22 protein-coding genes and 2 pseudogenes are annotated in these 22,567 nt (G+C 31.6%); 14 read left to right on the forward strand and 10 right to left on the reverse strand.

The window, feature by feature from the left end; translation table 11 throughout:
- Positions 1-229: 229 nt before the first annotated feature.
- Together AC1DTM_RS08150 and AC1DTM_RS08155 are read right to left on the reverse strand one after the other, a co-directional pair.
- Positions 230-1,909: a helix-turn-helix domain-containing protein gene (locus AC1DTM_RS08150; RefSeq protein ID WP_088099242.1), complete on the reverse strand. Its 1,680-nt coding sequence runs from the start codon at positions 1,907-1,909 to the stop codon at positions 230-232.
- Positions 1,910-3,024: 1,115 nt separating this feature from the next.
- Positions 3,025-4,173, reverse strand: a complete 1,149-nt coding sequence (locus tag AC1DTM_RS08155; protein ID WP_477000146.1) for an RNA-guided endonuclease InsQ/TnpB family protein — start codon at positions 4,171-4,173, stop codon at positions 3,025-3,027.
- Between the two features lie 965 nt (positions 4,174-5,138).
- Between AC1DTM_RS08155 and AC1DTM_RS08160 the strand changes: the two genes are divergently transcribed.
- The 5 genes from AC1DTM_RS08160 to AC1DTM_RS08180 all read left to right on the forward strand — a co-directional run bounded on the left by AC1DTM_RS08160 (position 5,139) and on the right by AC1DTM_RS08180 (position 10,347).
- The gene (locus AC1DTM_RS08160) at positions 5,139-6,839 is read left to right on the forward strand and encodes a hypothetical protein (protein WP_477000147.1); all 1,701 of its coding nucleotides are present in this window, start codon (positions 5,139-5,141) and stop codon (positions 6,837-6,839) included.
- Positions 6,840-8,028: 1,189 nt separating this feature from the next.
- Positions 8,029-8,319, forward strand: coding sequence for a hypothetical protein (locus tag AC1DTM_RS08165; RefSeq protein ID WP_165762436.1), 291 nt, complete (start codon positions 8,029-8,031; stop codon positions 8,317-8,319).
- A gap of 7 nt (positions 8,320-8,326) precedes the next feature.
- Positions 8,327-8,512 (forward strand): hypothetical protein, encoded by a 186-nt coding sequence (locus AC1DTM_RS08170; protein WP_002107213.1) that lies wholly within the window; start codon positions 8,327-8,329, stop codon positions 8,510-8,512.
- Positions 8,513-8,612: 100 nt separating this feature from the next.
- Complete coding sequence (locus AC1DTM_RS08175) at positions 8,613-9,794, forward strand: FtsK/SpoIIIE domain-containing protein (protein WP_016103722.1); 1,182 nt, start codon at positions 8,613-8,615, stop codon at positions 9,792-9,794.
- On the forward strand, positions 9,733-10,347 hold the full coding sequence (locus tag AC1DTM_RS08180; RefSeq protein WP_016103721.1) for a replication-relaxation family protein: 615 nt from the start codon (positions 9,733-9,735) through the stop codon (positions 10,345-10,347). Before AC1DTM_RS08175 ends, AC1DTM_RS08180 begins: the two co-directional genes overlap by 62 nt.
- On the opposite strand, the gene AC1DTM_RS08185 is transcribed toward AC1DTM_RS08180, so the two are convergent.
- From AC1DTM_RS08185 to AC1DTM_RS08195, 3 genes are all read right to left on the reverse strand, one after another.
- Positions 10,348-10,578 (reverse strand): helix-turn-helix transcriptional regulator, encoded by a 231-nt coding sequence (locus tag AC1DTM_RS08185; protein ID WP_016103720.1) that lies wholly within the window; start codon positions 10,576-10,578, stop codon positions 10,348-10,350.
- Positions 10,579-11,042: 464 nt separating this feature from the next.
- Positions 11,043-11,546: a TIR domain-containing protein gene (locus AC1DTM_RS08190; RefSeq protein ID WP_016103718.1), complete on the reverse strand. Its 504-nt coding sequence runs from the start codon at positions 11,544-11,546 to the stop codon at positions 11,043-11,045.
- A gap of 13 nt (positions 11,547-11,559) precedes the next feature.
- Positions 11,560-12,228, reverse strand: coding sequence for a hypothetical protein (locus tag AC1DTM_RS08195; protein WP_088099239.1), 669 nt, complete (start codon positions 12,226-12,228; stop codon positions 11,560-11,562).
- A gap of 276 nt (positions 12,229-12,504) precedes the next feature.
- Here AC1DTM_RS08195 and AC1DTM_RS08200 point away from each other — a divergent pair, with 276 nt between their 5' ends.
- On the forward strand, positions 12,505-13,644 hold the full coding sequence (locus AC1DTM_RS08200; protein WP_234814249.1) for a Y-family DNA polymerase: 1,140 nt from the start codon (positions 12,505-12,507) through the stop codon (positions 13,642-13,644).
- Positions 13,645-13,789: 145 nt separating this feature from the next.
- Here the strand turns inward: AC1DTM_RS08200 and AC1DTM_RS08205 are convergent.
- Positions 13,790-13,975 (reverse strand): annotated as a pseudogene (locus tag AC1DTM_RS08205) (BRO-N domain-containing protein); the annotation flags it as partial.
- Between the two features lie 9 nt (positions 13,976-13,984).
- On the opposite strand from AC1DTM_RS08205, the gene AC1DTM_RS08210 reads away from it, so the two are divergent.
- The 4 genes and pseudogenes from AC1DTM_RS08210 to AC1DTM_RS08225 all read left to right on the forward strand — a co-directional run bounded on the left by AC1DTM_RS08210 (position 13,985) and on the right by AC1DTM_RS08225 (position 16,835).
- A complete protein-coding gene (locus AC1DTM_RS08210) occupies positions 13,985-14,686 on the forward strand; it encodes a hypothetical protein (RefSeq protein ID WP_016103714.1) in 702 nt (233 codons plus the stop codon).
- 54 nt (positions 14,687-14,740) lie between these two features.
- Complete coding sequence (locus tag AC1DTM_RS08215; RefSeq protein WP_234814248.1) at positions 14,741-15,463, forward strand: hypothetical protein; 723 nt, start codon at positions 14,741-14,743, stop codon at positions 15,461-15,463.
- 57 nt (positions 15,464-15,520) lie between these two features.
- A pseudogene (locus AC1DTM_RS08220) lies at positions 15,521-16,033 on the forward strand (DUF4236 domain-containing protein); the annotation flags it as partial.
- Positions 16,034-16,262: 229 nt separating this feature from the next.
- On the forward strand, positions 16,263-16,835 hold the full coding sequence (locus AC1DTM_RS08225) for a hypothetical protein (protein WP_088099236.1): 573 nt from the start codon (positions 16,263-16,265) through the stop codon (positions 16,833-16,835).
- 123 nt (positions 16,836-16,958) lie between these two features.
- On the opposite strand, the gene AC1DTM_RS08230 is transcribed toward AC1DTM_RS08225, so the two are convergent.
- Entirely contained in the window at positions 16,959-17,447 is a 489-nt protein-coding gene (locus AC1DTM_RS08230) for a hypothetical protein (protein WP_234814247.1), read from the reverse strand.
- Between the two features lie 386 nt (positions 17,448-17,833).
- A complete protein-coding gene (locus AC1DTM_RS08235; RefSeq protein WP_133059504.1) occupies positions 17,834-18,064 on the reverse strand; it encodes a hypothetical protein in 231 nt (76 codons plus the stop codon).
- Between the two features lie 186 nt (positions 18,065-18,250).
- Between AC1DTM_RS08235 and AC1DTM_RS08240 the strand changes: the two genes are divergently transcribed.
- The 3 genes from AC1DTM_RS08240 to AC1DTM_RS08250 all read left to right on the forward strand — a co-directional run bounded on the left by AC1DTM_RS08240 (position 18,251) and on the right by AC1DTM_RS08250 (position 20,314).
- Positions 18,251-18,595 (forward strand): TM2 domain-containing protein, encoded by a 345-nt coding sequence (locus AC1DTM_RS08240; RefSeq protein ID WP_088099234.1) that lies wholly within the window; start codon positions 18,251-18,253, stop codon positions 18,593-18,595.
- A 76-nt stretch (positions 18,596-18,671) separates the two neighbouring features.
- On the forward strand, positions 18,672-19,496 hold the full coding sequence (locus tag AC1DTM_RS08245; RefSeq protein ID WP_088099233.1) for a hypothetical protein: 825 nt from the start codon (positions 18,672-18,674) through the stop codon (positions 19,494-19,496).
- 245 nt (positions 19,497-19,741) lie between these two features.
- Complete coding sequence (locus tag AC1DTM_RS08250; RefSeq protein ID WP_088099232.1) at positions 19,742-20,314, forward strand: hypothetical protein; 573 nt, start codon at positions 19,742-19,744, stop codon at positions 20,312-20,314.
- A gap of 24 nt (positions 20,315-20,338) precedes the next feature.
- Here AC1DTM_RS08250 and AC1DTM_RS08255 read toward each other — a convergent pair whose 3' ends face one another.
- Positions 20,339-21,235 carry a hypothetical protein gene (locus tag AC1DTM_RS08255; RefSeq protein WP_477000148.1) on the reverse strand — a complete coding sequence of 299 codons (897 nt, stop codon included), beginning with the start codon at positions 21,233-21,235 and terminating at the stop codon, positions 20,339-20,341.
- A gap of 133 nt (positions 21,236-21,368) precedes the next feature.
- Here AC1DTM_RS08255 and AC1DTM_RS08260 point away from each other — a divergent pair, with 133 nt between their 5' ends.
- Entirely contained in the window at positions 21,369-22,049 is a 681-nt protein-coding gene (locus AC1DTM_RS08260) for a zinc-ribbon domain-containing protein (RefSeq protein WP_088099230.1), read from the forward strand.
- A gap of 45 nt (positions 22,050-22,094) precedes the next feature.
- Here the strand turns inward: AC1DTM_RS08260 and AC1DTM_RS08265 are convergent, their stop codons facing one another.
- A complete protein-coding gene (locus AC1DTM_RS08265; protein WP_088099229.1) occupies positions 22,095-22,550 on the reverse strand; it encodes a hypothetical protein in 456 nt (151 codons plus the stop codon).
- Between the last annotated feature and the right edge of the window lie 17 nt (positions 22,551-22,567).

Raw genomic sequence — 22,567 nt, forward strand, 5'->3', positions numbered from 1 at the left:
GTATAGGAGAGAGCTTTGGATAAGTTACTGGAATAATATACATTACTGTTTCTATTGCATATACCACATAACACTACTATAATCTCCTTTTTAATATAGAAATATCCCTGTTTCTAAATAGGGATATTTCTATATTAATTAGTATATTTTAAAACAGGAAAATTCAATAACTACATTAAAAAGAGTCCTATTTCTAGGACTCTTTTTAATACTAATTTTTAGCTTTAACTTACATTTTATCGATGATCATTTGTCTTTTATACCATTGGTTTAATTTGCTTCTCGCCGTACTAGAGAGACGCTTTGTTTTTTTATTATAGAATCTAGAAAGAGTAGGCTGTGATATACCTATCTCTATTGATAGTTCTCGCATAGTTATATTCTTCTTCATATGAATAAACTCTATTTTCTCCCTGATAAGTTGTTCATTTTCATTCGTATCTAATGGTTTTTCTACAATTTTTACTGGATGACTTTCCTCATCTATTGTATCAATTGTTTTCTTTTTCGCTAAGTTTTCCATTGAACTAATTAATTCTTTGGGTGGCAATATTACTATTCCTAACTGTGAATAATAGTTTTTAAACCAATTCTTCTTTGTCAGTTTTTCTTCTTCTAAACCATTATGATATTCCCAATGAGAAATTACTTCTTCTTTTTCTAAATCACTAAGAACATTTTCTAATTGTTCGCGGATACGATTAGGTTTTTGTTTTTGATTTATACCCATAACTGCTAACAAACCTTTATCTCCACCTATAGAATAAGGTCTTTGTAAGCTAGAAAACATTTGACGTATTCTCCATTGCCATGTCAAATATCGAATTAATCTTTTATGATATTTGTGTCTATAACTATTATATTCAAGTGCCTTTTTTGATAATAATGCTGTAGTACTATTAGATCCATATAGATATCCGGATAAGAAACTTCCCGGTTTGATTCGACACGATTCTATCCCCATGTATTCGTTTGTGTTTTTATCTCTCCATAGAACTACGGAATCTAAAACAAATAGTCTTTTAATTACCTCGCGTTTTACTTCATAATGCTTACCTGTTTCAGCGCGATCATTTAATACGACTACTTCATTGTCATCATTTAGATATATAAAAATACTCGCTAGGGCCGCAATCCGCTTCGCAACTTTAATTTTATCTTCTACCCTATAATATTCGACACCATTTGCCTTAGCCTTTGAAATACTGCACATTTCTAAAACTTGTTCATATGAAAAATCAATAAATTCATCAGGCGATTTTGCTTCATTCAACCATTGAATCGTGATGGTATCTAAACAATCTGCAGTTAGATCATCCATATTACTCATTACACCATCTACTAATGTATTCCATCTTGCTGTCTCTTCAATATTCGTTAACTTTAGATCTTCATCTTTATGAGAGGAAAGCTGTGCCACTCCATTACTATCCTTTGTTTCAATAGGATAAGATTTTAACCGTGTGTTTTCATCTTCTTCAAATTGATTTTTAGCTATTCCATCTCTTAACTTATAATAGACCGCGGAGTTATTTACTTCTAAATAGTTTTCATTCAATATGTTCGCATCTGATTCACTTGTTGCTGTGTGCACTATAGTACTAGCTGTCTGATTTTTACGAAACTCTTGTTCAATAAAGACACCTATAGTCTCATGAATAATTAATCTGTATTTATCTATATTTTTAAATATATCTAGAGGAGAAACACCTTTTCTTTGTTGTTGCTCTAACCACTGTACAAGCATTGAAAATGATGGAGAAAGGTATTCTGAAGTCACAATTTTACTTTGATCTGCTTCAACCTCAACATAATAGGAAACCCATTTATGCCACAATTGCTCATCTTGTTTATACAGTTGTTCCGTTATTGATAGTGCGTCTCTAAACAATTGTAGAACGTCTTCCATTTAAATTCGGCTCCTTATATACATTTAGTTATTATTGATCTTAATTTGAAAATAATTAGCTATATGATGTTCCTTTTTATAAAACTAGAAATACAGTCAGAATATTCAATTCTTTCATTTCACCCTTAACATGTTAAGGGCTCTAGTTTGCATACTTATAGCCCACTCTGTAACTGATTATACAAGACTGAATCGATTTGTAAAATCCAAATAGCAATTATACAAGTACTTATACAATAACCTATCTTTCATCCATTAGCTCTTTTTCTAGTAGATTTTCAGTAATATTATTTATAAATACAAAGTTCTATTATTTGTTATATATAAATAAATAGATTAATAAGCCGATACAAAGCATAATTTATACTATCTTATCTTTCTTAAACAAACACCATACAATTTCATAGCAAAGGAATGCAAGTATACTGATCTATACTGCATTCCTTTATTGTAATTGTATGTCCACTATATTTTTATTCTTCCTTTTCTAAAATTAAAAAACTAACATCCAAATTTCTTATTTTTCACCTCTTTCTGGATCCACTCCATTTTAATAAAAACTCTTCATTACATGTCCAAACTATTAGCTATCCCCCCTAAACAACAATAATTTTTAAAATAGTAGTTCCAACTGTTATAAAAAAACAAATTACATCTTTACAAGAGAAAACAAATTGGATAAAAACAGGTTGTTTTCTTTTATAGGGAAAAACAAAGAAAGAGTGGAAAAGCAATACACAAACGTGTAAATCACATGGAGTAAACCACTAAAAAGAATGAAAATTCTGATAATTTAATCGCTAAGGGTTTTCGTTTACTCTTTCTTTGTTGTTATGAGTTTAACATTAAAAAAAACATAAATCAACAAAAAAAACAAAAAATTCTTATATTTTCGACATTTTATTCATCTCGCTCTAATTTCACCTTAAAAACATAGTTACTGTAGCTGTGAACTACCCACCACTTACCGATTATCACCGCTTGAAGTGGGGGATTCCTGATTCTACAAGCATTGCCTATCTYTTACGAGATTCGGTCTTACACGCTCTCCACAGGCGTAGATTATACTGTTCGGACAAGACCTTGCCCTACAGTTATATAGATGTTATGTACATTTAATATGTTGGCTGATACGCAATTTGCGTTAAGCCGGCTTTTTCAATGTTAATCGCTGCAATGTGGTCACGATCCAGTACAGTACCACATTGTTTGCATACGTGCGTACGAACAGAAAGTGATCTCTTAACTGTTTCCCCGCAATTCGAACATTTTTGTGACGTGTAGTGCGGTTTTACCATTACCAAACATCCACCATTTCGTTTTGCCTTGTAGGAGAGGAATGTACGGAACATCCCCCAACCTGCATCGTGGATGGATTTTGCTAGGTGACGGTTACGTACCATATTTTTGATTTTTAGGTCTTCTATACAAATTACACCATAGCTGTTGGTTAATCGGAAGCTTAGTTTGTGCAAGAAATCCTTACGTTGATTCGCTATCTTCGTATGAATTTGTTGTAATTTGTCTACTTGCTTGCACCAGCTCTTCGAACCTTTTTTCATTTTTGAATGTTTACGTTGCGCACGTTTTAATTTACGCTCTTCTTTGCGTAAGAACGTAGGATTCTGAACTTCTTCTCCATTAGATAGAACCGCAAATTTTTTGATGCCTACATCAATACCAGTTGTTTTATTTGCATCACAAATAGAATCTTGGTTTACGTGTTTTTCAACACAAAAAGTCGCAAACCAACGGTTTCCTTGATGTTTTATGACAACTTGTTTAACGCGGCCATCTAATTTACGGTGCCATTTGATATCAATGACCCCTAATTTCGAGATAAGAAGTTTACCGCCTTTTGTGAGAGAACACATACGACGGCTTGTCCCCAAGGAACCATCCTTCTTTTTATATTTGAACATACCAAATTGAGTAAGAGTAATAGAACGATATTCTTTAAAACTTTTCATTTTTGGATAGCCAGCATCCTTTTTAAAGAACTTTTTATAGGCTTTTTCCAAGCGCGCAAACACTTCCTGAAAAGGTTGCGAAGGAACCTCTTTTAAGAAATGATATATCTTTTTATCAAGTTTTTGCTGATTTTGTAATTCATACCGTGTTAAGTCTTTTTTGTTTTGTTTATAATATCGTTGTTTATCTAGCAAAGCGGAGTTATATTGCTGACGACAAATGGAAATCCATCTCTCTAATGTATGTTGTTGTTCTATTGTAGGATAGATTTCAAACCTGTAGTTCAATTTCATTATGTCGTCACCTCCGAATATTTGTTCTAATAACTCTATTATAAACAAATTTTACGATGCTTTACCACTCAGAAGTACTTTTGTTAGGTCGGGCCATTCATCTCCCACCTACGCTTCGCTTAGAGGAAGGAGAATTCTGGCTGAAGTTCGTTAAAAGAGAAGTAAAAGTAAAAAAATGTAAGGATTAAAATATTAATGTTACTTCGAACACCCCAAATTCATCAAAATGAAAATTTATAGCCATATCATGTCCCTTTCCATCAAAACATGAAACAAAAATGACATTATGTAACTCTTTTTACTAACTCGAAATTTTTTTCTAAAAATGCTTAAAGCTTGATATATAAGCTTTTCTACTACACCTATACAATTCGTTATGAAAATTTATAGCTATATGATGTCCCTTTTTTTCAGAAGAAGCCCCCATAAACCTTTTTATATTAAGGCTTTACATGTTTATAACCCTATTTTCATGTATTTATGCAACATGAAAATCCATAGCTGTATGATGTCCCCTTTTTTACCCAAACATGAAAACTAGCCTAGCCACTTCATGTTCCTTTTGTAATTATAAAATTACAGATAAACCCCATTAACATCACTATTTAAAAGGGTTCATCTGTTTAATTCACAATTATAAACATGAAAATCCATAGCCATATCATGTCCCTTTTATTTTTTTAAAAATCGATATAACCGTTGATTTAATCATGTTTACAAGGTTTTTTTGCTATTTCCCTTCTTTTCTACCAATATGAAAATCCATAGCCATATCATGTCCATAAAAAAAATTTCAAGAAGTCTGAAACCCCTTGATACACAAGGGATTAAAGGGCGTTTCATCTTTTTATTTTTTCTCTTAAAGGGACGCATTTCAGCAAATTTCGATTTGGTATAATCAAAATTGGTATATTTTATAGTGTTTTGGCATTTATTTCTGAATTTATAGGTAGGAGGTGAAAAAGATGGGAAAATCATTTATTATTCGTAATCAACGTAGTCTAAATGGACAATCTACAAATGCAGTTTTAGTAACACTGAAGTCTTGGCAAAAACTTGTTGAAACTTTCGAAGAGAAATACTACAGCTATAAAGATACATACCTTGAGGATATTGTTGATCATATGACATATGAGGAGCGCATTGCCGATGTGGATGGCTTCGTAGCACAGGCTAAACCATCTTTTTCACGTCGTACACTATCTGCTATTTCGGAAACAATGGGAAGAAAGCATAAATTATATGGCCTTACAAACGCAGATTTGGAAGTCTTCTTATATCTACATAAAAAATGTTACACGAATGGAATCATTCCAAATGTAACAATACATATGATGTGGGAAGATTACAAACTATATAAAGAAGAATTTGCTTACATACAGCATTCTCAATTCTATATTGCATTAAAGAAATTAAGTATACATAACATTATTACGATTGAAAATGAATTAGATGGCCGATATACAATTAAATTAACTCATTTTATGAATGAAGAAACTGAAAAGGCCAATGCATATGTTTATATTAGCCCCGTGGTATTTACGAAAGCTTTCTTTGAGCTATCAGTTGCATCTAAAAAGCTATTCTTAGATATTGCTATGCAACAGCACAGTGAAACTACACTAAAACGTTCCTTAGACAAACAAGATGAAAAAGGGAATAAAACTCATTTTGGTGGGATGTACCGCTTTTTACATAAAAAATATCCACATCAAATCCGCGCAGTTATGACAGAATTAACAACTGCATTACCATGTACAGGGACTTCACTATTCAAAATTTGTAAATTACAAAAAGGGGTTAAGAATAAAAAAAGATATACAACTCTATATCTATCCTTACATACGGATTTCTTATGTGCAAAAGAAACAGGAGAAGTACAGTATCGCGATCCATTCACACCAAAGCTTACTTATGCTCGTAAAGCTCGTTTTATCGAATCCGTACTACAAGAAATGAATATTGGTGAATTTACACAAGACATGAACAAGTTTATCCATGTACTTAAATATACATGCCATCGACAAATTCGAAGCGTAATTCATAGCTTACGTGACATGATAGATCGTAATGAAGAATATCCAAGCAAGTTAGTATATACACTGAAGAAATTATTAAATCAAACATCACAATATCAAATTCTTGATACAGCGGCTAAAGAAGGTATTTATCCTCTGATTACACAACATGTTCCGAAAGAACATAAAGAACAAGCTGTATTTGATTTCGGATTGCATTTCTCTATGTACTCTCTGCGAAACATCAAAAAGCTGTTCCGCAAAACGTATGAGTTACTAAACTACAAATTTGCTGTACCTGTTACAGAGGAATCGTATCAMCGCAACTATCTAAAGTATCAAGAAGAAACGTTGTTTAGAAAGTACGCTTATGAACAAGGTACACACCTAAACGCTTATATGGCTTTAGAAATAGAAATACGTGAACTCTTAAAGGCAAGAGGACATAAAGAGCGCTCTATTCCTAGTGATGTTCGGGAATTGTTCATTGAAAAGATAGATAGATTACCGAAAGAAAAGCTTCGCGTTATTGAAGTACCAGATAACTTTAATTTAATTACATTTATGCGTGCCTTTGAACAGTTAATACGCGCTGGTATCCCAGTAACAACAGCTGAGCAAGTACTGACAGCAATGAAAACGAATTAATCATAATCAGCTCTCTATTTTTGAAAAAAATTCAAGATAGAGGGCTATTCGTGTTGATACGTTTATTGTGAATAATTTTACTCATTCTTCACAATAAGTAACTTTACTCGATTCTATTCATAATAGAGTCTTTTTTTATGCAATCATATACAAAAATAGTGTGATACCTATCTCAATTTCCACACATACTTTCATAAAAACATGTTATGAGTTGTCTAAATACATTCAAATATCTACAAGAAATCATAAGAAAAAAATTAAATTTCGTGGATAAGTAGATAAATAACACATAATGTGAGTAATTTTGTGCAATTATCATTGATATATATAGCTTATACGCCTTCATCTATCAAAAATCATCAATATTAATGTGAGTTATGTGCTAGATCTTAATAATGTTGATTAATTAACACATAATGTGAATCTTTTGTGGGTAAATACAATAAGATTGTTGAGATTCAGTGAATTCACATGAAATTTTACGATTGAATAAATATGTTAAACAATGTATCAATTTGTTTCATTTTTTATGTAGGAATACTAAATTTCATTTATGATTATTTGTAGACTTTAGATCATAATATTGCCTATTTTTCCGTTGTGAGATTCTACCATTTATGATTTTTTACGTAATGAGATGTTAAAAGTGTATGTTACAGTAAGGATATACATACATTTGCCGGTCCTATATAAGTTTTATCTTTATATTTTTAATATATATAAGATATATATTTATATTAGATTTTATTAACTACTCTTCAATTACATTGTTACTAAAATAACTGAAAAGATTAATTTACAATTTTTGATTTTACTTTCGAACCACTTATAAAAGGAATAAATTAGGAAACAATATTTTTTAATCAGGTATATAACTGATTAAAAAAATCATACAATAAAAAAGAGGAGCACATGCTACCAACATGTGCTCCTCTTTTGATAACTGCTACCGTCAAGTGGTCTCTATCAATTATCATTTATTTTTAAGAAAACCACCCTTTTTCTGCTTGCGACGGCGGAAGAAAGGGTGGTTTTCTTGTTATTAGCACAGTTTCAAAGAATTTAAGATTTTTGTCGAATGTCATTCCAAAATAGGAATGACGTATTTTTTTGGGGACAAATTCGAAAATCCGTATCATTATCATATGTATTTAGTGTATCTAGAAATCTATATGGATGGTGAAGACATATGAGTCAATATCAAATGCTGTATAGTACACCTTATCTGTATTCTTCTCGAACATTGAATCAAATGTACAAAGCTAATAAAAATGAAGAAAACATATGCGCTATACAAGAGCATATGTTACGTCACGAAGTATACCTGGACCAACAATACCGAAGTTACTATTATTTAAGTCAAAAAATTGAGGAGGAGTTATACGGCGAAGAACATGCATTGTCATGGAATGAGCTACTGGATGATTATCAACTTTATAGAGATCGGAAGGGGAATTTATCTATCAAACAGAAAGGATGAGATAAACATGACAATCATTGGAGAGCTAGGGATTGTATATGGCGTGACCGGAGCTTCAGTTTTAGGAATAAAATTGCTGAAGAAGAAAGGTCTTTATCTTCCAGGTTGGTTGCTACGTGCGGGTCTTAAATGCTTGTTGATTGGGAGTGTTTGGTACGTTCTAATGGATATACTAGATGTGTTTCTACGTTAGTATTACATCTGGTAGTTGAAAGTAATTATAATAGCGCATCTTAAACAGCTTTTTCTAAGCTTCCATACAGGCTCAACTACCTTAAGGAGGTATGGAGGGAATGTTGTCACTTTTATTAATCCCAGCAACCTTTATAACTGTAGCTTATTTTTATCAAAGTAACGGAATGAGTGATAAGAAAAAAATTGCAACGTTTTTTGAAATTACAAAGATATGTGTTCAACATAAAGGTGAATTACAATACCCCATTTTTATAAAAGAAATTAAAGATGATATAAGTATGAATTATGTTTACAAGTTACCACTTGGTGTACCTAGTCAACTTATCCAAAAGTTTGCTGAAGTATTAGAAGAAGGCCTATATAAACCTGTTAAAATATCGTTTCACCAAAGAGAGCTTCATATTCGAGTATTTAGCCAACAAATACCTGAAATGTGGAATTGGTCTAAGGATCTATTAAAAGAGCATACATGGAGCGTTATGGTGGGGAAAGCGTTAGATAAATATGTATATCATGACTTTGAGAAGACACCTCATATGTGTGTAAGTGGAATGACTCGTTTTGGAAAGACAGTATTCTTAAAAAATGTGATGACAAGTTTAATTTTACAACAATCTCAACACGTGAAATTTTTTATTGTTGATCTGAAAGAAGGGCTAGAATTTAGTCCTTATGAAGATCTATCCCAAGTTGTAGAAGTAGCTGAAAACCCGGAACGGGCGTTAGAGATGTTGGGGAGAGTACGCGAAAAGATGATAAAACAGATTGAAATGATGAAGAAGTCCTATTTTACCAATATCATAGACACATCAATTAGAGAACGTTGCTTCATCATAGTAGATGAAGGAGCAAATCTTTGTCCAACACAAGGATTACCTAAAAAACAACGTGATGTATTATTCATGTGTCAGGAGATGCTATCTGAAATCGCAAGAATCGGAGGTGGTTTAGGATTCCGGCTGATATTTTGTACGCAATATCCAACCTCTGATACATTGCCAAGACAAATTAAACAAAATGCTGATGCGAAAATAGGCTTTCGATTACCAACGACGGTCGCTTCACAAGTTGCTTTGGATGAATCAGGACTCGAGGATTTGCCGTCTCTTCCAGGAAGAGCATTGTTTAAAACAGATCGTACAGAGGAAATCCAGGTACCTTATTTAAAGGATACAGACATGTGGAAGTTACTGAAGAAATACAAGGTGGTGAAACAAAATGAGGCATCAAACGCTCAAACAGAAAGCGAGACAAATCGAGATTTTATCTACTTTGAGTAAGTTAGATTTTGCAACCAGGAGGCAATTGCAAGCCATCCACTGCCTAGGAAGTATTCGAAATGCAAATCGTGTATTAAAAGATCTGACGCCGTATTGTCATATTACTAAAATAGTTCGTGAGCATGTATATTATTTAAATAAAAAAGGGCGTGATTTATTAGGAATTACAAGGGAAGTAAAGAAAAGCAGTCAATTACAACACATATTAATGAGAAACGAAGGCTGGATGTGGCTTGGATTTCCAGAATGGAAAACAGAAAGATCTATAGAGTTTTCAATCAATGGTCAACGGTATCAGATTATTCCTGACGCAACGTATTTTGAAAATAATGTTCCCCATTTCGTTGAAATAGATCGATTGCAACATATGAAGGCAAACGAACATAAAATACAGTTATATGGCCATATAACAGATATCTATAAAAGACAGAATGCTATTGTTCCGGTAATTAATTTTTTCACATTATCAGACTATCGGCAATCCAAATTAGAACAATATGCTGTAAAACAAAATGTATTTATGAGAACTTTTGTGATGAATGATATTTTTTGATTAAAACCAAAAATCTTGATGATCTACATTTTTATTAGTTAACTTTTTTAAAGCTCTAATAATTTTGTTCCCGTTTTTTAGAGATGGATGAAAAGCACTTCCTTTACACAACCGACTAATGGTTCCTCTACTAACGCCACTCTCTTTAGCTATATCTTGTTGAGTTAAATGGTGCTTATCTAGGAATTTACCAAATTTACTTCTGGGTTTGCCAATATCAAACCAATCCATTATATTCACCTCAATTAATCTAAGTTTTTTACTATTAGCTTGTCCTAAAGTTCAATGTTTAAAACATGTCAATTAATTAACATGTTTTAAATCTTAAACGCATATAATAAACAAAATAATAAAGTGAAAAAACTTGTAATAATTTTGTGGAATCTAGCATTCATAGTAATAGCTACAAGTTGCTGATACACTATCCTAATGGCAACTTGTTGCAACAGGTATGCAACCAAAATAAAAAGCTGAAACTCCTTCTGTAAGAAGGGATTCAGCTTTTTGTTTTTTCATAGATTGATAATTTATTTTCTGTTATTTTATATAAATTGATTGAGAATATGTCGAATTTATAAGAAACCATAAATGGATCACTCTCAATTTGTTTTCTTGTTTGAATTATGAAAACAAGATTTTCGCGTATCATATTTAAATTCCCCCCTTCAATAAATATATTCAAGGGGTCCTACTTATTAAGAATGATCAAGGTCTGTATATCGATAAGGACCTGTGTCTTGTTGTTTTCTGTGTATTTTGTGTCTATTTGGCCAATTATCTATTCCTCTTACAATAGCATCTCTGGAGTATGGTATATGTAAAGCTAATTCTTCTCTAAGAATAGCAGGGCATAAGGTACGATCTATGCCATTTTTTTTATTCAAATTAACAACTAATATAGAGATGTCAAGTTGTAAAGCTACATCTATTTCCCAACGTACATATCTATATAAATTTTTGGTTTTTTGCCCAACAAGTACAATGAGACATTTTGTATTCAAGAAACGTTGGTGAAGTTTACTTTTAATATATGCTTCATCATTATCATCTAACTTACTTTTTTGCATTGGATAAAGATCATGAGCATTGTGAAAATTAAACTCTTTTCCATCCCTTGCCTTCCATGCTGTTATGAGACGATAGTAATGCATATCTTCATCACCGTCGAAGCATATATAGGTCTTATTACGATAAGCCATTAAAAACACTCCCTTACTGATTTTCCTCTGGAATAGATTGAGTTAATATAATTGTAATAAATAAAAAGGATAATAGAACTTGAGAGGCTCTAATATAGTGTCCGAGTTCTGTAAGAGCCTGAACACTATTGTAACTTAATGGGAAAGTATTTGATAAACTAAATAAGAAAGCTTGTGAAAATGTAGCCCCTGAACTTTCCCATTTAAATGCTGATGTAAATGGGATTTGAAATAGATATCCGTATGATAAAATCATATAGATAAATGATTGAAACAGACTGATAAACTTTCGTCTTGTACGGTGAAGTGTAGCGAAAGAACTTTTAATTGCTCCTTCTTCCCAAATATGATAATAAAAATAAGTAAATGAATTCATAAGTAAGAGGTAAATTGTAATTGCCACAACGTATATATTATTAATTTGCTGATACCAAACGAACCCAATAAAGATAAATTTCAAACAAATAAAGATATCAACAGCAATATTACGTGCTTTTCTTTTTTTTCTGTTCAAGTAATCAATATCTGATGAGTGGCGGTGAAAAAATAATACGAATTTAATTGCTATCCATTTAATTAATTCCACCACATTTATATAGAATAATAAGGAAATTATTTTATGGAAAATAGGGTATATGAACCCATTATCAGTGGCTTTTTCTCTATTTCTTCCTCCATACATAAATTAATATTTTCCCTCCTATTTTGAGATTATCCAGATGTGTTTCTATCCTCCTTACTAGTTACGTCTTTCCTATTTAATTATATTATAATGAATTTTCGTTATTTTTATAATAAAAAAAGTTTTTAATTATTACGGTAATTTGTTTCAATGATTTTTATAAGTTCACGTATCATGATAATTTCACGTACCATATTTTTAATAAAAAAAGGTTGTATAACTCAAAACAAAAGGTCTATAATGAGAACAAGTGTTCTGTTTTTGGAGGGTAAAACGATGTTTGATTACTCAAAATGTATGAATCGAATGATTTTCTGCATAGATCTATGTTCATTTTTTGCCAGTTGTGCATGTGTTATGAGAGGGTTAGATCCACTGAAAGTAAAATTAGCTGTCGTTGGGGATGTGAATAGAAATGGATCTATTGTGTTGGCTGCGACTCCTGAACTTAAAAAATTAGGTATTTCCACAGCAACAAGGTTATATGAAATCCCAAAAGATCCAAACATTATTATTGTGAATGCAACAATGAAAAGGTTCGTTGAAATTTCAAATCAAATTACGGAAATCTATACAAAATATGTAGCGCTTGAAGATCTACACGTTTACTCAATAGATGAGTGCTTTCTAGACATGCAACAAACAGCTCATCTTTTTGGACATGATCCAATTGTAATTGCTAAACGAATTCAAAAAGAGATATATGATACAACTGGAATAACTGCATCCATTGGAATTGCGCCTAACCTATTCCTTGCAAAAGTTGCTCTTGATGTGGAAAGTAAACATTCAAAATCAAGGATTGCTATGTGGACATACGAAGATGTTTCAAAGAAATTATGGGAAATCAAACCCCTTCAAAAAGTATGGGGAATTGGAAAGGCTACTGAAGAGGCGTTGCACGGCATGGGCCTATTTTCCTTAAAGGATGTTGCAAAAACACCTAAAGAGCATCTAATAAAGCGATTTGGCAAAGTAAAAGGTGAAGAGTTATATCGCTTCTCATATGGTATTGATGAGAGCCGGATTGCAAATAAATACATTCCTAAAAGTACCTCTATAACAAAAGGGCAAATATTATTAGAAGACTGTTTTAGCCCCAAAAAATTAAAAATGCTTCTTCTAGAACAAATAGAAAAAACCTGTTTTCGCTTACGATCTATAGATAAATGTTGTCTTACGGTTGAGCTTTCTATAGGCTATAGCAAATACATCGGTGGAGGGTTTAAACGAGCGGTTACATTAGATCAGCCGACATGTTTAACAGAAGATGTGTATGAGGCTTCTTTGCAACTTCACCAACCTTCAATGTTTGATCTGACTGCATACAAGCTTCTGCGAATGTTACGATTTGTTGTTGCTGTACGATTTGTTGTTGTGCTGCTGCAAGCCTTTCTTTCTCTTCTTTTAATTTAGTGAGAAGACCGATTGCGAAGTCTGGGTTGGTTACTGCTTGTTCCAGGACTTGATCTGTCATGTATGCCCCATGTTTTCTAATAGAAGGAATTACTTCACTCGTTACCCACTTTTTGAATGCTTTCGCTTGTGGTTTTTTACTTTTTAAAATTGCTGAGTACAACCCTGACTCATTGATTACTTTCATGTTTTGATTTCCACCAAGGGTACTCACTTGGTGAGTGTCCTTTTCATCTTCATCTAAAAACCTAACCATGTTGTGTGTATCCCGATATTCCAGTACATTTGCCACGTCTTTCGCTACAAACCAAACATCTTCACCTTGCACCACAGTTCTAACTTGTCCAATTCACCTAAAACTGAAAAAGAAAAAAATAAAGATGTAAAAGTAACTGCTACCGAAGCTAAACAAGATGAAACTAAAAAGAAAAACGTGGAAGATCAAAAGAAAACTGACGAGCAACAGAAATTAGAAGAGAAGCATAAAAAAGAAGAGGAACAAAAAGAAGAGGAACAAAAAGAAGAACAGAAGAAACAACAAGATGCAGCTAAAAAAAAGGAACAACCTAAACCAACTGCAAATACTGATAAAGTTACATACGAAAGCGAAATCAAGCCTACTATTGATGCTATGATAAAAGAATATGATGAAATTTGGAATCAGGACTGGAGACCTATTTGGGGAGAAGCAAGCAAAGACCCTGCATCTATTGACAAGAACGTTTTAAAAGAGAAAATGGAGTCAATTACAAATCGATACGATGAACTATCCAATAAAAATACAGCATTTAAAAGTGGCGCAAAGCTAAATGATCCTGTATTAAAAGAAAAAATCGAGAGATTTAGAGTAGAGTTTGGACTAGCAACGAATTATAGAAGTAATGCTGGGAGAGCTGTAAATCAGGGGATAAAAGGTATAGCTCCGTTGAAAGGAAGAATGGAGGAAGCTCAAAAATCTATTAAACTTTCCGATCAAAAACTAATTAACGCTGTAGCTAGCTTAACTGAAGTTGAATCAAAATTAGGTGTTAGTCGTAATTAGGCACTCGAAAGAGTGCTTTTATTTTACTCTCTGACATAAATAAAATTAGGGGTGATGTATGTGAGGAAGGGGTTTGTAAGTTTATTGATAGCTACTACGTGTCTCGTTTTTACAGGTTGTTCGGCGGATATGAAAGCAGTGGAGACAGCTACTAAAGATAAACTAGAAGATAGTAAGTTAGGACCATATATTGAAAAAGTTTCTTATAAAGCTGGTGAAAAAGAAGATGATACCACACCAGTTAATATTCAAATAAACGTAGACGAAAGGTTCTCCGACTTGTCAAATATGGAAAAATACGCAGTTATGAACAATACGTTCAAAGAAATTAAGGGGTCTTTTAATCACGTTTCTTGCGGAGGTAATAACTCCTGCCGTTACAAAGAACTCCAAGTATTATATGATGACGATACATTTGTCATGGATAGCTTTGATGAAGTACTTATTATTAACGATTTTGAAAATTATAGCAAACGTGATTATAAATTAGACATTGATAAAGAAAGAGAAAAAACAAAATCAGCTAATAATACTGATACGGTAAACTCAAATAATACATCACAAAATAACGAGCAATATGCAAGTAACGGAATAAGCTATACGGTTATATTCGACTTTATGAAACAACAATATACCATCCTTACAAATAACGATGAAAACTACATCCCTGAAGTACATGATCCTCAGGTTGCTGAAATAGCTGCTAAACGTTTTGGAATTACAGCTAAAGAAGCTGGATACATTTACGAAAAAGTACAAATGGATGCTTTTAGGTAAAGACTATATTTTATCTTCATATCAAGGAGGTGACTACATAGGGGATTTAGATTTCGCAAGAGCAAACAAATAGTTCCTGGAATTAGGTTAAACGCAAGTAAAAAAGGATTAGGAGTTAGTATTGGTGTGAAAGGTGCTCGTATTAGCTTCGGTCCGTCAGGAACAAGAGTTACAACTTCTATTCCTGGGACTGGTATTTCTTTTCAAAAACGAATCAGCAATAAACCAAAAAACATAGAAGAATTAAATTATCAAAAACCTATATATACTCCACAAATCGCGGAAGTAGATGCCATAACAATAAGAGACAGTCAAGCTACTATTAATACTCGGAAAATAGCTAAACCATTATCTATTTTTATGTTAATTGCATTTATTGCTTCAGTGTCGTTCGTGAAAATTCTACTCGCCATAGTATTGGCAGTGATTGGCTTTATAAGCTATCGGTTAAGTTTGACCCCTGTTGGTATTATTTGCCCAACTTGTAAGGCGCAACACCTAGCCTTCAAACAAAAGAAAATAATATGCCCTGGCTGCAAGAGTACACTTATTGTAAAAAGACACTCATAACAATGTCTTTTTTAGATCAATTACTCCAACAAAATTATAGATTTGATTCATATTTCTCAATGAACAATATAACTTAACATGGTAAAATAATATTTGGATGAGAATCCAATACATATTATTAAAATTAAGATGGTTCAAGTCGGAGGAAGGCACCTTAGGGTGTCTTTTTTCTATCTATAACTATTTAATTACTATATAATAATAACATTGTATTTCAGGAGGAACATAAATGAATAAAAAACTAATTATTGGAATTATCGCTGTAATAGTTGTTATCATTGCTTCCATATCTATTTTTAAGGATTCTAAATCAGAAGATATGAAACCTAAGTATTCACAAAAAGATATGGATAAAGTTATTGATCAACACTTTAATGAAAAGCAAGAATTAAACACAAAAATCAAAGAATTGAACTCTAAAGTGGCCTTCTATGAAGAACAGCAAACCAGATTACTTCAAGAGAAAACACAACCAAATCAAGAAAAAGTTAAGCCCCAAGAACAACCAGAACAAGATAAACCTAAAAGTGAATCGCCAACTACAAGTGAGTATACTCTTCAACAATTAAAAGAGGCTTTTCCAATTGGAATGGAATTTAATCAATATGTAGAGAAGAAAAAAACAATGAATGTAGATAATCCTTTTAGTATTTCTCTAAAAAAGGGAAATGTCGGAAGTGTTATTAAAGCTAAAGATGGATTATTAGTAGTATGTGTTGATGGTAACAATATATTTGACCTAAAAACATTTGGATCAACTGATGAAGTGAAAGCATATGAACAGAGTTTACGAGGAAAATAAAATGTGGTTATCAAGTCGAGGAAGGCACCTTAGGGTGTCTTTTCTTTATAAAAATAGATAAGCTTTAGTATGACGCAAAAAAAGGTACAGCCACTGTTTTAACTACAGTAGACTGTACCTTTTTTATTTATAATTCTTGTGATAAATATCGTGGTCTTCCTTGGTGCCACCAATCCCATCACCATTAAAATCTTCTGTGTATGGATTGTTTGGCGTAGTATCTACATCTGTACTTCCACCATCTATCAGTGTTGTTACTACAGATATTACAAACCATATACATAACCCTATAGGAACTAGAACAACTACTAAACAACCAAGGTTAGGAAGGTTACTTGGAATAAACTCTAACTTCTTGGATTCAATCTGTATGTGTTTAACAATATTTTTACCAGTTACCTTAATAAATAAAGTTTTGTTAACATCATCCTCTTTAAAATAAATTCTTTTATAGCCTCCTATTTCCCCAGGTTCAATTTCTTCAAGATTATAATTTTCCAAATGTTTAACTACATCAATTTCGTCGTATGGCTTTTTATAAAAAGTTTCCATCAAACTTTCAAATAGTGTCATAACCTCTCCCACGCCACCTTCAAAATTCTTATCCTTCATTAGTTAGTATTCCTCCTACTCCAAGGCATTTAAAGTATACAATCAAATTTAAATAACAAATAAGGGGATAGAAAAAATTACACCCCCACAAAAATAAAACAAATACAATCAAATAAATTTTAAAAATGAGATTCCAGTAGAATATAACACTATCCACTACAATCTAATTAAATATATTAGAAAAAATGAGATTCTAGTAGAATATAACACTATCCACTACAATCTAACTAAATATATTAGAAAAAATGAGATTCTAGTAGATCCCACTAACTCATCATTGGAATCCCTTGTCTAATATAGATTAAGTGGTTAACTTTGTATTACTTCTTTAATAAATACTATTTGGTTCATAATAAAAGCCCCTAACCGTTACTGGCTGGGGCTTTTTAATTTTTTATGTTCCATTCATTTTTTCCTAAAACTTTAACATTAACAATTTGATTTTTAGGAATTGTATAATTAAAAGGCTCTCCAGAATCTCCAAACATACTTGCAAATACTGATCCTTTACCATGTTCTTCTACAAATAGGTTATCTCCAAATTCTTTCAATACAACAACCTCATCTACATTTGAACCATAATGAATTTGGTATACTACTTCTGTTGGTTTCAACATAAAAGAAAGCATTCCTAATATATACATAGGTAAAATTCTACAAAATTTGACCATTTTTACCATTTAAATCTTAGTATCTCTTTTTTATTTTCTTTTTTCGACAAAATGCGACAAACTACAGACAGGTCATCTGATATGATTAGCTCGGAAATCTAACATTTTATTATTCGAAATGAGGTAATCAAGGTGAAATCTAAAGGTGTTGCGTATTTATTACATATTTTCTTCGGATTCTTAGGGGCAGGACGTTTTTATGTTGGTGATATCGGAATGGGTATCTTAAACCTTCTAACTATGGGTGGATTCGGTATTTTATGGATTGTTGACTTGTTCCTATTAAGTGGACGTGTTGATTATAAGAATGCTCTATTCGCTGCTCGTACTGCTGGGACTAATAACTTAAATGCGGTAAATAACGTTAATACAGTTCATGTTAATATTGATCCTAATATGTTAAAAAACATGCAAGCTGAACCAGCTGCTACAACGCAAGGAAATAAAACAGACGGTGTAGATTTATCTAAAAATTAATCGTGCAAGCACTCGAAAGAGTGCTTTTATTTTTGTAAATTGCATCCAGGAAAAACAACAAGAATTGAGGAAAACTATGAAAAGAATCATTTTCACTATTATCGCCGCGATGTTAGTTTTATCAGGTTGTGGTGGACCAGAGCAAACCACTGAGAATTTGGACAGTATTGTTTCCGAAATACCGAAGGATAAAGAGATTAAAAAGCATCTAATATCCGCAACATATAAAGAAGTAGAAAAATCAGATCAAAATGATAAAAATCCATATTATTATTATGATATCGTAGTTTACCTTAACGATTCATTTGATAACTTACAACCTAAAGAACAATATGAATACTTGGTATCCATAGGTAAAATCATCAAGAAACAAAGCGGAACACCGCAAGGTAAAGATGGTGAGGGAGAGTTATACTGTGGAAAAGGCGTTAAATGTGAATTGTTAAATGTTGTATTAAAAACAGAGAGACACGAATACTACACAAATTATGATCTACCTGGCTTAACTGGAGAGTGGCTTCACTTAGATGATAAAGGCAAAAGTGTTGCTGAAAGTAATATCATTTACGATGCAAGTGCTAAAGATGGAAAATATATCAAACCTGAAAGTAGCAATCCATCACCTTCAACTAGTACTTCCTCATCAGCTAATGAAGAAGTAGAAAAGATTAGAATTGCAACCGGTAGGGATTGGGTTAAGTTGTCATTTGATGATAAGTTCATATATGTTCAAACTGTGATTGAATCCATGAAATCTTCAGGTAGATCAGTAACGGCCGATGCATATTGGTTTATTGATGCATTAAACGCCTACTATGGAGGCGGAGAAGAAGCCACCATATCAGATAAAATAATTGATATTATGGCAATGTCCGGAGTTTCTGGTGGTGTAATCAAGTAAATTAGAAATATAGATTTGAACCATATTTCTCGATGAACAATATAACTTAACATGGTAAAATAATATTTGGATGGGAGTCCAATACATATTATTAAAATTAAAGTGATTCAAGTCGGAGGAAGGCACCTTAGGGTGTCTTTTTTTACGCTCTCCTTTTCGGAATATTATTTATTTTTAAATATAAGTTTATTATGTTTTTATCATATTAAAATTAGGTAAAATAATACTATAAAAGGAGATTTAAAATGAAATTTAGATTTATTGCAATTATAATTGGTATTTTGTTGTTAAGTGCGTGTTCTAGTAATTCAAATGCTTCAAGCAATCGATCATTAAAAGAAGCATTAAACACTCCATCTCCAGTAGAAATATTGAAAAATTATCATGAAGCTGTTGTAAAAAAAGATTTGCAGATATTTAAAAAACTTGTAATGTATCGTGAAGAGTTAAAGAAAGTATCTAATGACGAACTTGAAAAAGAATTGACAAAAGGTATGGAAAATGAGTCGGATTTTATTGAAAGGGTAGGTGGTATTGATAAAATTGAATACAAAGAAATAAAAAAAGAAGATATGGATGAAGCTGATATCAAAAGATTTGATGAAAAATATGACAAAAATTGGACAATAATAATGGCTAATTACGGAAAATTTATTGAACAAATTGATACTACTGTAAAACCTGGATCTATGTTAAGTTTTTATTTTTTCAAAAAAGTTGATGGTGAATATTATATGGTTTCTAATGATGGCGGTAGCATCGATCAAGTTGTAAAACGTGGAAAAGAAGATAAATATATACAAACAAAAAAAGACTAGACAACCTAGTCTTTTTTTTGTTTGTTATGGGTTTAATACGCCTTCAATATATAAATTTGTTAAAGGAGTATCCTCAACCGTTTGTTCGGCAAAGTTGTATCTATAGACATAACCATTTCCGTCTAAAGCGTAGTGTCCCCTAACAGACATATTTCCTATATGATTATCTTTTCTTAGGGCATATACTCTTTTGTCAGCAGGAGGAAAATCCTCAAGTCTATCTAATTCATAATCTTCTTCTTTTGCATTATTCGGATCTTTTTTCATTAAATATGTTTTTAAGGAACTTTCTAATTCTTCAGAGGTTATAAGCCCTTCTGCATATGATTTAGGAGCTTTAAATGTTTTATCTGTTAATTGTTTTTTTAATTTTTCTTTATCCATATTTTGTGATGAATTTTGTGTAGTTTTTTGCTGACTTTCTTCACTATTGATATTGTCTTGTTTTGGATATTGATCAATTACTTTTTTAGTATTTAAATCGATTATTTTTAATTGACCCATAGTATCATCTAAACCAGTTTCAAACATAACAGCATAATTTGAAAGTAAATATATAGGTTGTCCACCTCCACGATCAGCTGTAATTATACCTTTTGTATCGGATTCTTTAGTAAATTCCCATCCACCATTTAAAATATTATCATTCCAAGAAATCCCCTTATAAATACTGTAAATTTCTTGAGCTAGTTTTTTATCGAGTTTATAAGGTTTTTGTTCTTTATTTGTTTTTGATTCTAAATCTGTAATCTTTTTTGTTAACTCGTTATTTGTTTTTTCTAATGAATCTCGTTCTTTTTTGATAGTTTGTAATTCAGCATCTGAAGTTTTATTTTCACTAGCTTTACTTGAAGTATTATTACAACCTTGTAAAAGTAGTACTGATGCAGCGATCATTGATATAACTATACCMTTTTTCATAAACTTCCCTCTTTTTCTATTTATTTCCCTTTCCTACCTTATACTGTATAATTGTATTAGTCAAATTATATTAAGACAATTTACAATATCTAAAATTAATATTTTTAGATATTAATTTTAGGGAGGATACTTAATGAAATATTGTTCTAAATGTAGTAAATCTAATGATGAAAATAGTAAGTTTTGTAGTAATTGTGGAGAGGCTTTTAGTCATAAAAAACAAGAGGCGTTGAATCAAAATGAAAATGTCAAATCAATCAAGAATGAAAGTGTAACTATATCTAATAAAGATATACCTGGTTTTAAGAAACAGATTTTTATAGTATCAACTATTATTGTTTTGCTCTTTACGTATTCTATGATAGATATGTGGAAAAAGCATCAAAGTCAAGTTGCTCACGAAAAAATTGAACTAGAAAAAAAGAAGAAAGAAGAAGAAGAACTTAATAAAAAGAATAAAATTTTAGCTGATGCTGAAAATAAAGCTGAATTTGTAATTAATAGAATGAAAAACGAATTAGATGGAACTTCTGAAGTTAGTTATGACAAAGAAACAAAAACAATTAAAGTAGCAAATCTATTTAGAATGAAACATCCTAATGATCTGGGAAAAAAAGCTATAGAGGATATGTTAACACCTTTTCTTCGAGATGCTAAAGATTTAAAAGAACAATCACCAGATCATTCTTATAAAATTGAATTTTATTATAAAGATGATCCTCATAATAAATATATAATAATTAATGATGGAAACTTTATGGGAGGAGAATGGTTTAAATATCTGTCTGGACAAGTAGTTAAGCAGATTTTTTAATCCTAAAATACATAAAAAGGGCTAATTTTTCACTAGTCCTTTTTATTATAGTAATTTATCAATATACAAATTTGTTAAAGGTACTTTATATGCAGCTTTTTTGGTGGAATCATATTCATAACCATTTTTATCTACAAGATAATGATTAGCAACAGATATAGTCCCCGCATTATCATCTCGTTTTAAACTAAATAATATATTTCCATCAGTATTGGATTTTTCTATTTCTAAATATTCGTTGTAAGGCATCTTTTTATCAGGATCTTTTTTATCTGTAATTAAATAAGTTGTTAATTCAGCTGAAATTTCTGAATCACTCATTTTATCATTTGAAGGAGCTTTGAATGTTTTATCAGTTAATTGTTTCTTTAAATTTTCTCTTTCAGGATTTTGAGGTAAACTTTGTGTGTTTTGCTTAACATTCTCATTTTCATTGTTTTTTTGGTTCTGGTGCAAAAAGATGATAAATAAAAAAGAATCAAGGATTCCTAACGGAATCACCTGTTAAGCAGTTAATC

Source organism: Bacillus sp. P4_D3 (genome assembly GCF_056401855.1).

What these genes read in the sequence shown, in the direction of transcription:
- AC1DTM_RS08165 (WP_165762436.1), top strand. Translation starts at nt 8,029, where the DNA reads ATGAGTCAATATCAAATGCTGTATAGTACACCTTATCTGTATTCTTCT.
- AC1DTM_RS08200 (WP_234814249.1), top strand. Translation starts at nt 12,505, where the DNA reads ATGTTTGATTACTCAAAATGTATGAATCGAATGATTTTCTGCATAGAT.
- AC1DTM_RS08225 (WP_088099236.1), top strand. Translation starts at nt 16,263, where the DNA reads ATGAATAAAAAACTAATTATTGGAATTATCGCTGTAATAGTTGTTATC.
- AC1DTM_RS08175 (WP_016103722.1), top strand. Translation starts at nt 8,613, where the DNA reads ATGTTGTCACTTTTATTAATCCCAGCAACCTTTATAACTGTAGCTTAT.
- AC1DTM_RS08250 (WP_088099232.1), top strand. Translation starts at nt 19,742, where the DNA reads ATGAAATTTAGATTTATTGCAATTATAATTGGTATTTTGTTGTTAAGT.
- AC1DTM_RS08195 (WP_088099239.1), bottom strand. Translation starts at nt 12,228, where the DNA reads ATGTATGGAGGAAGAAATAGAGAAAAAGCCACTGATAATGGGTTCATA.
- AC1DTM_RS08215 (WP_234814248.1), top strand. Translation starts at nt 14,741, where the DNA reads ATGTATGTGAGGAAGGGGTTTGTAAGTTTATTGATAGCTACTACGTGT.
- AC1DTM_RS08235 (WP_133059504.1), bottom strand. Translation starts at nt 18,064, where the DNA reads ATGTTGAAACCAACAGAAGTAGTATACCAAATTCATTATGGTTCAAAT.
- AC1DTM_RS08230 (WP_234814247.1), bottom strand. Translation starts at nt 17,447, where the DNA reads ATGAAGGATAAGAATTTTGAAGGTGGCGTGGGAGAGGTTATGACACTA.
- AC1DTM_RS08245 (WP_088099233.1), top strand. Translation starts at nt 18,672, where the DNA reads ATGAAAAGAATCATTTTCACTATTATCGCCGCGATGTTAGTTTTATCA.
- AC1DTM_RS08170 (WP_002107213.1), top strand. Translation starts at nt 8,327, where the DNA reads ATGACAATCATTGGAGAGCTAGGGATTGTATATGGCGTGACCGGAGCT.
- AC1DTM_RS08180 (WP_016103721.1), top strand. Translation starts at nt 9,733, where the DNA reads ATGAGGCATCAAACGCTCAAACAGAAAGCGAGACAAATCGAGATTTTA.
- AC1DTM_RS08260 (WP_088099230.1), top strand. Translation starts at nt 21,369, where the DNA reads ATGAAATATTGTTCTAAATGTAGTAAATCTAATGATGAAAATAGTAAG.
- AC1DTM_RS08190 (WP_016103718.1), bottom strand. Translation starts at nt 11,546, where the DNA reads ATGGCTTATCGTAATAAGACCTATATATGCTTCGACGGTGATGAAGAT.
- AC1DTM_RS08185 (WP_016103720.1), bottom strand. Translation starts at nt 10,578, where the DNA reads ATGGATTGGTTTGATATTGGCAAACCCAGAAGTAAATTTGGTAAATTC.
- AC1DTM_RS08155 (WP_477000146.1), bottom strand. Translation starts at nt 4,173, where the DNA reads ATGAAATTGAACTACAGGTTTGAAATCTATCCTACAATAGAACAACAA.
- AC1DTM_RS08150 (WP_088099242.1), bottom strand. Translation starts at nt 1,909, where the DNA reads ATGGAAGACGTTCTACAATTGTTTAGAGACGCACTATCAATAACGGAA.